The sequence below is a fragment of the Pseudomonas sp. S3E17 genome, from assembly GCF_024168685.1.
GTDB lineage: Bacteria > Pseudomonadota > Gammaproteobacteria > Pseudomonadales > Pseudomonadaceae > Aquipseudomonas > Aquipseudomonas marginalis.
The window spans coordinates 1,652,480-1,664,314 of record NZ_JALJWE010000001.1 but is presented as its reverse complement, the minus strand read 5'-3'; the positions used below and the strand labels follow the sequence as shown (position 1 = coordinate 1,664,314).

The 11,835-nt window shown below is 63.1% G+C and carries 13 protein-coding genes and 1 pseudogene; 5 read left to right on the top strand and 9 right to left on the bottom strand.

The window, feature by feature from the left end:
• The first annotated feature begins 4 nt into the window (after positions 1–4).
• Complete coding sequence (locus J3D60_RS07060) at positions 5–1,171, top strand: S9 family peptidase (RefSeq protein WP_253493976.1); 1,167 nt, start codon at positions 5–7, stop codon at positions 1,169–1,171.
• 26 nt (positions 1,172–1,197) lie between these two features.
• Here the strand turns inward: J3D60_RS07060 and J3D60_RS07055 are convergent, their stop codons facing one another.
• From J3D60_RS07055 to J3D60_RS07030, 6 genes are all read right to left on the bottom strand, one after another.
• A complete protein-coding gene (locus J3D60_RS07055; protein WP_027608469.1) occupies positions 1,198–2,529 on the bottom strand; it encodes an ABC transporter substrate-binding protein in 1,332 nt (443 codons plus the stop codon).
• A 28-nt stretch (positions 2,530–2,557) separates the two neighbouring features.
• On the bottom strand, positions 2,558–3,625 hold the full coding sequence (locus tag J3D60_RS07050) for a branched-chain amino acid ABC transporter permease (protein WP_253490603.1): 1,068 nt from the start codon (positions 3,623–3,625) through the stop codon (positions 2,558–2,560).
• Between the two features lie 22 nt (positions 3,626–3,647).
• A complete protein-coding gene (locus J3D60_RS07045; protein ID WP_253490602.1) occupies positions 3,648–4,529 on the bottom strand; it encodes a branched-chain amino acid ABC transporter permease in 882 nt (293 codons plus the stop codon).
• A gap of 2 nt (positions 4,530–4,531) precedes the next feature.
• On the bottom strand, positions 4,532–5,308 hold the full coding sequence (locus tag J3D60_RS07040) for an ABC transporter ATP-binding protein (protein WP_065928065.1): 777 nt from the start codon (positions 5,306–5,308) through the stop codon (positions 4,532–4,534).
• A 10-nt stretch (positions 5,309–5,318) separates the two neighbouring features.
• Positions 5,319–6,374, bottom strand: a complete 1,056-nt coding sequence (locus J3D60_RS07035; RefSeq protein ID WP_253490601.1) for an AMP-binding protein — start codon at positions 6,372–6,374, stop codon at positions 5,319–5,321.
• A gap of 203 nt (positions 6,375–6,577) precedes the next feature.
• Positions 6,578–7,141, bottom strand: a complete 564-nt coding sequence (locus tag J3D60_RS07030) for a TetR/AcrR family transcriptional regulator (protein ID WP_253490600.1) — start codon at positions 7,139–7,141, stop codon at positions 6,578–6,580.
• Between the two features lie 139 nt (positions 7,142–7,280).
• On the opposite strand from J3D60_RS07030, the gene J3D60_RS07025 reads away from it, so the two are divergent.
• Positions 7,281–7,973 (top strand): glutathione S-transferase family protein, encoded by a 693-nt coding sequence (locus J3D60_RS07025; protein WP_253490599.1) that lies wholly within the window; start codon positions 7,281–7,283, stop codon positions 7,971–7,973.
• Here the strand turns inward: J3D60_RS07025 and J3D60_RS07020 are convergent.
• Entirely contained in the window at positions 7,930–8,607 is a 678-nt protein-coding gene (locus J3D60_RS07020; RefSeq protein WP_253490597.1) for an aspartate/glutamate racemase family protein, read from the bottom strand. The genes J3D60_RS07025 and J3D60_RS07020 overlap by 44 nt on opposite strands.
• 74 nt (positions 8,608–8,681) lie before the next feature.
• Between J3D60_RS07020 and J3D60_RS07015 the strand changes: the two genes are divergently transcribed.
• Positions 8,682–9,113 (top strand): HIT family protein, encoded by a 432-nt coding sequence (locus J3D60_RS07015; RefSeq protein ID WP_253490595.1) that lies wholly within the window; start codon positions 8,682–8,684, stop codon positions 9,111–9,113.
• A gap of 5 nt (positions 9,114–9,118) precedes the next feature.
• On the opposite strand, the pseudogene J3D60_RS07010 reads toward J3D60_RS07015, so the two are convergent.
• Positions 9,119–9,985: pseudogene (locus J3D60_RS07010) on the bottom strand (aldo/keto reductase family oxidoreductase).
• A 72-nt stretch (positions 9,986–10,057) separates the two neighbouring features.
• Here J3D60_RS07010 and J3D60_RS07005 point away from each other — a divergent pair.
• Together J3D60_RS07005 and J3D60_RS07000 are read left to right on the top strand one after the other, a co-directional pair.
• A complete protein-coding gene (locus tag J3D60_RS07005) occupies positions 10,058–10,708 on the top strand; it encodes a TetR/AcrR family transcriptional regulator (protein ID WP_253490594.1) in 651 nt (216 codons plus the stop codon).
• On the top strand, positions 10,701–11,156 hold the full coding sequence (locus J3D60_RS07000; protein WP_065942113.1) for an NUDIX hydrolase: 456 nt from the start codon (positions 10,701–10,703) through the stop codon (positions 11,154–11,156). Before J3D60_RS07005 ends, J3D60_RS07000 begins: the two co-directional genes overlap by 8 nt.
• Here J3D60_RS07000 and J3D60_RS06995 read toward each other — a convergent pair.
• Positions 11,146–11,709 (bottom strand): cysteine hydrolase family protein, encoded by a 564-nt coding sequence (locus J3D60_RS06995; RefSeq protein WP_253490593.1) that lies wholly within the window; start codon positions 11,707–11,709, stop codon positions 11,146–11,148. The genes J3D60_RS07000 and J3D60_RS06995 overlap by 11 nt on opposite strands.
• Between the last annotated feature and the right edge of the window lie 126 nt (positions 11,710–11,835).

Sequence of the window (11,835 nt, the reverse complement as noted above, 5' to 3'; positions counted from 1 at the left end):
GAGCATGTTCCAGTATTTCGAAACCAATTATGTGTGGAGCCTGGCAGTTGCGGCAGCCATCGAGATGGGCGGCAAGATCGGCGAGATCGACACCATGTGCCGGCCGCTGCTGGAGGTAGCCCGCCAGGGTGACGATGCGGGCACCCGGGCGTTTATGGCCGCCTGGGAGGCTGGAGGCGACAACCTGGTGGCCTTGGCGCAGGAAGACAAGGCGGCCGGCAGGTGGCTCAGCGCCGGTGACAAGTTGAACCGCGCGGCGGTGTATTTCATCACTGCCGAGCGTATGCAGGCTCACGGTTATGCGCCTCGCAAAGCGTTGTACGCCAAGTTTCTGCGCACCTTCGCCGAAGGCGTCGAACTGTCTGGCGAAAATACCCGGCGGTTTGAAATTCCCTACGACGGTGCCCATCTCGCCGGGCTGTTCACCCCGGCTGAGGGCGTAACTGACGCGGCGCCGTGTCTGGTGGTGATCAATGGCCTGGACAGCACCAAGGAGATGGTCCATCGCGCCGGGCTGTTCCCGCAATTGCTTGCCAAACGCGGCATCTCCAGCCTGTTCATCGACCAGCCCGGCACCGGCGAAGCCCTGCGCCTGCATGGCATGACCGCAGTCGTCAACACCGAACTGTGGGCCAGCCCGCTGATGGACTACCTGCAAACCCGCCGCGAAATCGACCCGCTGCGTATCGGCTTGCTGGGGGTGTCCCTGGGTGGGTATTACTGCCCGCGCGCTGTAGCGTTCGAACCGCGCTTCGCCCTGGGCGCAGTGTGGGGGGCGAACCATAACTGGGGCGAAATGCAGAAGCGCCGCCTGGCCCGCGAAGGTGAACGACCGGTGCCGCACTACTGGGAGCACGTGTGCTGGGTGTGGGGTGCGAGCAGCATGGAGGCGTTCATGACGCTCGCCGAGCAGGTGCACCTCAACGGGGTAATGGAGCGTATCAAGGTGCCGTTCCTGGTGAGTCATGGCGAGGCCGACCGACAGATTCCGCTGGCGTACGCGCATCAGTCCTATGACCAACTCACCAACAGCCCGGATCGCGAATTGAAGGTGTTCACCCCGCGTGAAGGCGGTATCCACCACAGCAGCCTGGACAACACCTCGAACGCCGGCGCCTGGATTGCCGATTGGGTTGCTGAGCGCCTGGGCGGTACTACCCACTCCGGGTGAGCGCTCAACAACGGTCTATTTCGGGCTTACTGCTCTTTGCTGCAATCCCGCGGCGTGATGCCTTTCTCCTTGGCGTACTGCGCCGCCGAGGCTTCGATGATCGGCCGCAGCAGGGCGCGGTCGGCCTGTACCCAGTCGCTGATCAGGTTCCAGCGTTGGCCATCCCATTGCTGGAAGCGCACGGCGCCGCCGCCTTCGTGGTCGGCGCAGGAGAGTTTCAGCGGTTGCACCAGACCCTTGGCGCCCAGGGCCTGCAGGCGTGCGTCGTCGAGGTTCAGGTGTTCGAAGCCCCAGCGTACCTGCTCGCCGGTCAATGGTTTTTGCCCGTATTTTTCCTGGGCCAGGCGCAGGGCTTCGACGTTGAGGATGCCGTTGACCACGCCCAGGTTGTAATACACGGTGCCGAAACGCTTGGGGTCGGCCAGGTTGCCCTTACCGGCGTCTACCACGCTTTGCTTGATCCCTTGCAGCACCGGGAAGTCGGTGCCCGACGGGTGGGTGGTGATCGAGATAAAGCCTTTGGCGGCGGCACCGGCCGGTACCACGTCTTCTTCGGAGTTGCTCCAGATATTGCCGATGATGTGATCGGCCGGGTAGCCGACTTTCTGCGCGGACTTGAGCGCCACCGGGTTCATCACACCCCAGCCGCGCAGGATCACCCAGTCGGGCTTGAGGCGTCGGATGTTCAGCCACTGCGATTGCTGCTCGTTGCCGGGGTGCGGCACTTCCAGCAGGGTCAGTTCGAAGCCGGCGTTCTTCGCCAGGGTTTCGAGCACGCCATTGGTTTCCTTGCCGTAGGGCGAGCCGTGGTAGAGCACGGCGATTTTCTTGCCCTTGAGCTTGTCGGCGCCGCCTTCGCGTTGGCCGATGTAGTTGATGATCGCCGAGACTTCCGAATACGGGTTGAGCTGCAGCGGGAACACGTAGGGGAACACGCTGCCGTCGGTAGAGTCGGTGCGGCCATGGTTGATGGTGATCAGCGGCAGCTTGTCGGCGGTGGAGCGGTCCAGGGTGGCATAGGCGATGCCGACTGACAGCGGGTTGGTGGCGGCGGCCGGTGCACCGTTGAGCCCACCCTTGAGGCGCTCATAGCATTCGACGCCTTTTTCCACCACGTACTCGGTCTCGCATTCGCTCCAGGTCAGCTTGACGCCGTTCACCCCGCCCTTGGCATTGATGTATTGCAGGTAGTCGATAAAGCCCCCGAAGAAACCGGTGCCACCGGCGGCGTACGGACCGACCCGGTAGCTCTGCAACGGGAAGTATTGTTCGTTGGCAGCCTGGGCGCCGGCCGTGAGCCCGGCGGTGATCAGGGCCAGGCCCAAGGCCAGGCGGCGCAGCGATAAGCGGTGTGTCATGGAGGTCATTCCTGGGGGGTTATTGAGTTCAGTAACGCAGCGGCCAAACCCTGGCCCGTTGACGAAAGCGCTGCCACAGACGGGCCAGCCCCTCCGGTTCCTTGATCAAAAACGCGATGATCAGCGCGCCAAACAGCATCTTCTGGATGTTCTCCAGCTGTCCGGCATCCATCAGTCCAGCGGGCAACAGCGCGAAGAGATTGGCCAGCAGGATCGGGAACAACACGATGAATGCCGCGCCAAGGACGTTGCCGAGCACGCTGCCCAGGCCGCCGATAATGATGATGAACAGCACCTGGAACGAGCGGCTCAGGTCAAAGCCGTGGGGCTCGACCGTGCCGAGGTAGGCGAACGCCCACAGTGAGCCGGCGACGCCCAGGTAGAAGCCGCTGATGGCAAACGCCAGCAGCTTGGCCTTCAGCAGGCGAATGCCGATGACGGCAGCGGCGGTGTCCATGTCGCGCACCGCCATCCAGTTGCGGCCCAGCTCGCTGCGCACCAGGTTCTTGCCCAGCCAGAACAGCGTCACCACCACGGCCAGCGTCAGCACGTAGCGGCCGCGCGGTGAGCTGAAATCCAGCCCGGCAATCAGCAGCGGCGGTGAGGTGATCACGCCCGAGGCGTTGTCGTTGGTAAACCAGCTGAAGCGGGTGAGCACCCACTCCACCACGAACTGCGCGGCCAGGGTCGCCACCAGCAGGTAAAAGCCCTTGATGCGCAGGCTCGGCAAGCCGAAGAACACCGCCACCGCGGCGGCGATCACGCCACCCAGGGCAAAGCTCACCAGCAGCGGCAGGCCGGGCACCCGCAACTGCAGGTTGTAGGCGGCAAACGCGCCCACCGCCATGAACGCCGCCGAGCCGAGTGAAAGTTGCCCGGCGTAGCCCGTCAGCAGGTTGAGCCCCAGCCCGGCCAGCGACAGCACCAGCAGCGGCACCAGGATCGCGCTGAACCAGTAGTCATTGCCCAGCCAGGGCACCGCAAAAAACGCCACGCCCAGCAGCAGCCACAGCGCGACGCGGTCCTGGCGCAGGCGAAAGGTGCGGCGCTCGGCCGCGTAGGAGGTGCTGATTTGACCGACTTCTTGATACAACATGCAGGCATTTCCCCAAGGACAATCAAACCCGTTCGATGGCGCGCTCGCCGAACAACCCGGCAGGCCGCACCAGCAGGAACAGCAACGCGAGGACGTAGGGCACCCAGTTCTCGATGCCGCTGCCGATGATCGGGCCGAGGTAGATCTCGGCGATCTTCTCCGCTGCGCCGATGATCAGGCCGCCGACAATCGCCCCGCCGATGGACGAGAACCCGCCGATGATCAGCACCGGCAGCGCCTTGAGCACCACCAGCGAGAGCGAGAACTGCACCCCCAGGCGCGCGCCCCAGAGCAACCCGGCCACCAGGCCGACGAACCCGGCCACCGCCCACACCAACGCCCAGATGCGCGGCAGGCGAATACCGATGGCCATGGACGCCAGCGGGTCATCGGCCACCGCACGCAACGACAGGCCCACCCGGGTCTTGTTGAACAGCAGCGACAGCACGATCACCAGGGCGGCGGCGGTGCCGGCGGCAAACAGGTCGAATTGCGAAAGCAACATGCCGCGGATTTCCAGCGGCTCGTCGGCGATGCCCAGGTCCAGCCCGTGCACCTGCGCACCCCACAGGAACTGCGCAAAGCCTTCGATCAGGTAGGACAGCCCGAGGGTCGCCATGAAGAGGATGATCGGTGGACGATTGACCAAGGGCCGCAGCACCACTTTTTCGATCAGCAGCGCCAGCACCACCATGCTCGCCAGGGTGATCAGGAACGCCCAGGCAAACGGGAAGCCGCGCTCCAACAGGCTGACAAACGTCAGCGCGGCGAACAGCACCATGGCGCCCTGGGCAAAATTGAACACGCCGGAGGCCTTGTAGATCAGTACAAAACCAATCGCTACCAGGGCATACATCACGCCCGCCAGCAGGCCGCCGATCAGCACTTCGAAGAAAAATTCCATGCTCAGGTCCCCAGGTAGGCGGCGATGACATCGGGGTTGGCGCGCACCTGTTGCGGGGTGCCGTCGCCGATCTTGCGACCGTAGTCGAGGACCACCACGTGGTCGCACAAGCCCATGACCACGCCGATGTCGTGTTCGATCAGCACCACGGTGGTGCCGAACTCGCGGTTGATGTCGCGGATGAACTGGCTCATCTGGGCTTTCTCCTGAGCGTTCATGCCGGCCATGGGTTCATCCAGCAACAGCAGGGTCGGTTCGGCGGCCAGGGCGCGGGCCAGTTCGACACGTTTTTGCAGGCCATAGGGCAGGGTGCCCACCAGCACATGGCGCCAGGGATGGATCTGCAGGAAGGCAATCACCTTTTCCGCGTGCAGGCGGTGGGCGTCGTCCTCCCGTGGCGCACGGCCCAGGCGCAGCATCTGTTCCAGCCAACTGCTGCGGCGCTTGAGGTTGCGCCCGGTGAGCACGTTGTCGAGCACGCTCATGCCTTTGAACAGCGCGATATTCTGGAAGGTCCGCGCAATCCCGCCTTCGGCCGCCTGGTGCGCACGCATGCGCCGCCGGGTCTGGCCGGCGTAGCGGATGCTGCCGCCCTGGGGGTGGTAGACCCCGTTGATCACATTGAGCAGCGAGCTTTTACCCGCGCCGTTGGGGCCGATCAGGCCGCAGATGTCACCGGCCTTGACCTCGAAACTGATGGAGGTGATGGCCTTGATGCCCTTGAACGACAGGGAGATGTCATCGAGCCGCAGTAATACCGCTTCAGTGGGTGTGGGCATGGAAGGCTCGTCAGGCAGATTGAGGCAGCAAGTGGTCGCTGGGTTCGTGGCGGGTGGACGGCTCTTGCCAATGGCCGGGACGAATGCCCAGGGCCGCAAAGAAGGCGGCACTTTCCGGATGCAGCGGCGGCCCGACCAGCAAGGGCACGCGCAGGCGGCTCATGCCCAGCACATCCAGCAACGGGCGACGCACCAGCCAATGGCCCAGCCAGCGGCGCACGGGGGAGGGTGTCGGCTGCATGGCCCAGTCGTATAAACGATGGCTGAAGTTGCCCGGCAGTGGCAGGCGTTCACGCACCCATTGCTCCAGGCGCCCATAGGATTCGCGGGTGCCCAGCACCAGGGTCGGGCCCAGCTCGCGGCGGTCGGTGTCGCGGGTGGCGAGGGCCTCGGGGAAGTTCAGCCGAAAGCCGGCGTGCAGCCAGGGCGCGAGCAGGTAGCGTGCCTGCCCGCTGGCGGCAAACACCCGCGCGGCGAGGGCTTCGTCGTCGGCGCCGAGGTGTTCGCGGTCGACCAGCGTTCGGGCGCCCGCGAGCAGTTGCCCGTGGGTCAAGTGCAGGGAGGTGTCGGCATGAAAGACGAAGGCGGTGTCGTTCGGCTGCGGGGCGTGGGCGGGTGGCGGTGCATCGGCACGCAGCTCGGTATAGTCGATCAAATCGGCGTCTGCGAACTGGCTCAGGCCACGCCCGTCAAGAAACACCACCACCCCGCGTTCACCGAGTTGTTGCAGCGCTTCCAGGTCTTGCACGAGCACGAAGCGCGGTCGCAGCCCGGCCAGCAGCGCCCGGTTGTCGCGGTCCGGGTCCAGCAGCGTCACGCTGGCGCCCAGCCATTGCGCGGCCAGCGCCAGCAGCAACGCTTCGGGGCGCGCCTGGCTGAGGATCAACAGGTTATCGTCAGGCCCGAAGCGGCGCTGATGCAAGGCGGCGGCGAGCTGGCTGACCTCGTCAGCCACCGCGCTCCAGCTGCGCTCATGCCATATGCCCAGGCGCTTGAAGCGCAAGGCAATCGCCGACCCTCGGGTGTGGGCTTGGCGCAACAGCGCCTGGGGCAGTGTCTGGGGCATGGGGGTATTCCTTCGTCAGTATACGAAGGCGATTGCACGCGCCATGCCAGAGGATTAAATGCTTTTATTTCAATGGGATATGTGGATTTTTGGGGGAGGAGGCGTGTGTTGATTCAGCACAAGCTGTCCAAGCAGTGTTGTTGGGCCAACAGCGATGGGGCCATTGCTGGAGCGCCACCTGTCGCCGGCAGGGCTCCAGCTTGTCACGCCGGGATAAGCCCCGCGTCCCGATAACTCTGGACCAATTCGTCGTACAAACCGAGATCGGCCCGGGTGCGAGCAATCAACTGCGCGCCGGCAATGGCGGTGTAGATGGCACGCGCGCGACGCTCGCAGGCCTCTGCACCGGCGGGTTCGAGCTCAGCAAGCAACGCCGCCAGCCAGGCTACGTTGATATTGGCAAACGTCAGTATCTCTTCCTTCACCGGCTCCGGCAGGTCCTTATATTCGGCCGCCATAAAGCTGGAGAGGCACAAGCGGTTGCCGTCTTCGAGTGATTTTCGAAAGATGCTCGGATAAGCACGCAGGCACTGCAGCGGATCCGGGTTCTCACTGCGTATCGCCGCGAGGGCGTTGGCAGCGTCTTCCCAATAGCGCCTGGCAACGGCTGCGCCGAGATCGGCTTTGCTCGGGAAGTGGTAATAGATACTGGCGTTCTTGATCCCCACCGTTTCGCCGATGCTGCGGAAGTTGATGCCACTGTAGCCGTAGTGCTGAGCGGCGAGTCTGGCGGCCTCCAGAATCGCTTCGCGGGCATTTTCACTCACGTGTGGATTGCTCTTCAGTGTGGGGAGGGGCGAATTCTACGCTGATAAGGTTTTACCTGCCAACTGGTAGGTAATGCTTGACAGTCTGAAATAATACCTCCAGTCTCCACCTACCACTTGACAGGTAGGCGAGCAGATCATGACGTTCCAACAACCACAACCCGACGTATCCCAACCGCCGTTGATGAAGATTTATGATTGGTACAACGGCCCCTATCCAGCGCGCGTTCGTATAGCGCTGGCCGAGAAAAATCTGTTGCCGCGCGTTGAGTTCGTGTCGGTCAACCTATGGAAAGGGGAGCACAAACAACCTGAGTTCCTGGCCCTCAACTACTCCGGCACCCTGCCAGTGCTGCAACTGGACGACGGCACGTTCATCGCTGAATGCACGGCTATCACCCAGTACCTGGACACGCTCGATGGCAACCCGACCCTCACCGGCATGACGCCGACCGAGCAAGGCCTGATCCACATGATGACCAAGCGCGCAGAGATTGAATTGATGGATGCGGTCAGCGTGTATTTCCATCATGCCACCCCTGGGCTTGGGCCTGAGGTAGAGCTTTATCAGAACGCCGAATGGGGCATGCGCATGCGGGACAAGGCGGTCAGGGGGATGCACTATTTCGATAACGTGCTCAAGACCCGCGACTTTGTGGCGGGCGATGCCTTCTCGATGGCCGATATCGCGTTACTCGGCGGCATGATCTTCGCGGACCTGGTGCAATTGCCGGTGCCGCAGACGTGTGAAGCCCTGCGCGCCTGGCAGGCCAGGGTCAACGAGCGACCTAGCGTTCAGGCCTGGCGTGCAATGGTCGCACAACCGCACTGAGGGCAACGGCCCGCATAGCGGCCGCCAGCCCGGCCGCTGCGCTGGTGAGGGGCAGCGGGCCGGCCGTTACCTGCACGGCGGCCGCGCTCATCGACGCCTGGCCCAGCGCAACCCGTGTCATTCCATCCCTATAGGCGGCATCGGCAGCTCTGGCGATTGTCGCCAGGTAGCCGTCGATGTCACCCGCCTTGAATAAGCGCCATGCCCCCGGAACCAGCCGCACTTCGACGACCGCGTTCGATTGCAGCGCGGCCTTGTGAAACAGCCGCGCGGTAGGTTCGAGGGTGGTTTCCACCGCGCACAGCACCGCAATTTTTCCGCCATCCTGCACCGCCGAGGCGGCCAGCGCTTCGTCTGTCCTCAGGATCGGGACACTGCTGCAGATACCTTCAACGACCGGACCCAGGGTCGAGCAGGTGAGCACCACGGCGTCGGCCTGTTCAGCCAGTGCAAGCAGGGCTGATGCGGTGGATGCGCAGATGTCGGCGCTCAGATGACCGGCGTTTTCGGCAGCAGCCAACAGGTCGGCGCGCACTTCATGGCGTAGCACATCAGCGCCGATACCCAGTGCTTTCGCGGCGGTTTCAAACACGCTGATATTGCTGGCGGCGGTATGAAGGCAGGCAATGCGCATGGGCTGTTTCCAGTGCTGAAAATGTCGACGATGGTTAAGATGCAGCCCGCACTCACCTAACGCAAGGACAGGGTATGCCGCTGATCATGGAACGCGTAGAACAGGCCCGCAACGGCATTAACGACAAAGTCATCTGCCGCATGCCCTCAGGCTGGGCCGTGATGGGCGATGTGCAATTCCTGCCTGGCTACTACCTGCTATTGCCCGACCCGGTGGTCGCCAGCCTGAACGACCTGGATGCCGACGCCCGCGCGATCTACCTGCTCGACATGGCGCGCATCGGCGACGCGGTGCTGCAAGCCAGCGGTGCATTGCGGATGAACTACGAGATCCTGGGCAATTCGGAGCCGGAGTTGCATTGCCATATTTTCCCGCGCTACGCCTCGGAACCGGATGACAAGCGCAAGATGCCCGTTTGGTTTTATGACTGGAAAAATGCGCTGCCGTACGCAGAAGACGTGCATGGGGAGCTGCGTAAGGCTATCGCGCAATTACTGGCAGGCTGATGCGTTTACCCTGCGATGTCGTTCAGTTCTGCCAGCACGTCGTCCGTCAGGTCCAGTTCGGCTACGGCGAGGTTTTCTCGCAAATGAGCGACCGATGAGGTCCCCGGAATCAGCAGGATATTCGCTGAGCGACGCAGCAACCACGCCAGGGCCAGTTGCTTTGGCGTTACGCCCAGGCGCTGGGCAACGTTGGTCAGTGTCGATGATTGGACCGGGGTAAATCCGCCTAGGGGGAAGAACGGTACATAGGCGATGCCGTCCCTGGCCAGCTCATCGATCAAGGCGTTGTCGTGTTGGTGGGCGATGTTGTACAGGTTCTGCACGCAGACGAACTCAATCAGGCCACGGGCTTCGGCCACTTGCGTCGGCGTGACGTTGCTGATGCCGATATGGCGTACCAGGCCCTGCTGTTGCAGTTCGGCGAGTGCGGCCAGGGGCGCTGCGATCGAGCCTTCTGCCGTGCCCATCAGGTTGTGGGTGCAACGGAAATTGACCACATCCAGCACGTCCAGGCCCAGGTTACGCAAGTTGTCATGCACGGCCTGGGTCAGTTCCGCCTTCGATGCTGCGCCATGCTATCCACCTTGATCGTCGCGACGGGCGCCGATCTTGGTGACGATCGTGAGGTCGTCCCGGTAAGGATGCAGTGCCTCGCGGATAATTTGGTTGGTGACGTGCGGTCCGTAGAAATCGCTGGTATCGATATGGTTCACACCGGCTGCGACGGCCTCACGCAGTACCGCCAGGGCCGCATCCCGGTCCTTGGGCGGGCCGAATACACCCGGCCCAGCCAGTTGCATTGTGCCGTAGCCGATGCGGTTGACCTTATGGTCGCCAAGGGTGAAGGTACCGCTGCTTGCCAGGTTGCTCATGACTGCTGCTCTTGCTTGAACTGAATAAGGCCCTAATATGAAGGATCCTTCAGATTTTGGAATTCGCATTCCATGAGCACCGTCAAAGCGTCATTGAAACCAAGAAAATCAGCGGTTCAAGCACGCTCCGCGGCAACCGTCGAAGCATTGCATGAGGCAACCCTTCAGGTTTTGACCCAGCAGGGCCTGGTGCGCTGCACCACTACGCGGGTGGCGGAGCGCGCGGGAATGTCGGTGGGCAGTCTCTACCAGTACTACCCAAATCGCGATGCGTTGCTCGCCGCCATTCTGGAAAAACACCTGGTGCGCGTGGCCGATAGCGTCGAACTGGCGTGCTCCGGGCTTCAGGGCGCGTCGGTTGCGGAGATGGCGGGCGGCCTGGTCAAGGCATTACTCACCGCAAAATTGCGCGAACAGGCGGTATCCAAGGCGCTGTATGCGATCGCAGCCGAACGCGGCGGGCCGGAGTTGGTCGCACGTATCAACCTGCGCATGGTGGGCGCGATTGCAGCCATGCTGGCAACGGCGTCCGACGCCCACTTTGACGACCCTGGCCTGGTCGCGGCGATCTCGCTGAGTGCCATCGTCGGCCCGGTGCGCACCCTGCTTGAGGGGAACGCCGCGCCTGCGTTCGAGGCTGCGCTGGAGCAGCAAACCATCTTGATGCTGAGGGCGTATCTGCAGGCTCATCAACCCCCGACCCCAAGGAAGACCCATGCGTGAACGAAAGGCTGCACGACTGCTGGTGATCAACCCCGCGCACGAAGTACTGCTCTTCAGGTTCATCCATAAAGACGGCGCACTGGCCGGTCAAAATTACTGGGCTACCCCTGGCGGCGGTGTCGAACCGGGGGAGACTTTCGAGGCCGCTGCAATCCGCGAGCTGCGCGAGGAAACCGGTATCCAGGTGCAGGCCGTTGCCGCGCCTATCGCCGAGCGCCGGTTTGCGCTGATGCTGCCCAGCGGTGAAACGGTGTCGGCCGTCGAGCACTACTTTGTGGTGCACACCGCCAGCACCGAACTGTCCAGGGCTGAGTGGACGCTGGAAGAGACCCAGGTGATGGCGGACCATCATTGGTGGTCGGCTCAGGCGTTGCGTGCCACCGAGGAAACGGTCTGGCCTGAAGCGCTGGTTGACATGCTGGTGCAAGCCGGCGTGTTCAGCGCATAGCGCCGAGAATCCCGGCCGTCTCGACCACCCTGGCGTAGTCCATGGCCAGGTTGCTCAGCGACAGCGCGTGCACGTCCTCCGCTGGCCACAGGCGCCCGGACCCATCGGTTTGATCGAAGGTGTAGCAGGCGTCTGGGGCGACGAGCACATCAAAGCCGAGGTTGCCGCCTGTACGTGCCGTTGCTTCGACGGAGTTGTTGGTGATCACCCCGGCGATCACCAGTTGCTTGATCGAACGCGCGTGCAGCCAGCGTTCCAGCCCGGTGGCGATAAAGGCACAGGGTACGTTCTTTTCCACCACGTGTTCGTGGGCCAGCGGTTGCAGCGCAGGCTGAAATTCGCAGCCCGGCTGGCCCGGCCAGAATACCGAGCCGGTGGTACGGGAGATGTGCCTGACGTGCACCACAGGCCGACCCGACTGCCGCCAGGCGCCGAGCAATTGCTGCAACTGTTGCTCGGCCTGCGGGTTGTTGCGGCGCCCGAGCTTCGGGTCATTCATGCCCTGCTGCATGTCGATGAGCACCAATGCAGCGTTGGTGGCTAACGGTTCCATGGCGCGTCCTTTGGCTCGTGAGGCACAAAACATAGCAGCCATTGAGTGCGCCTAAACAGCGATTTGTTCGAAGCCTTCGCCATTTGCCTTTACACTGCCGCCCCCGAATTTCAGCAAGGATGCGTT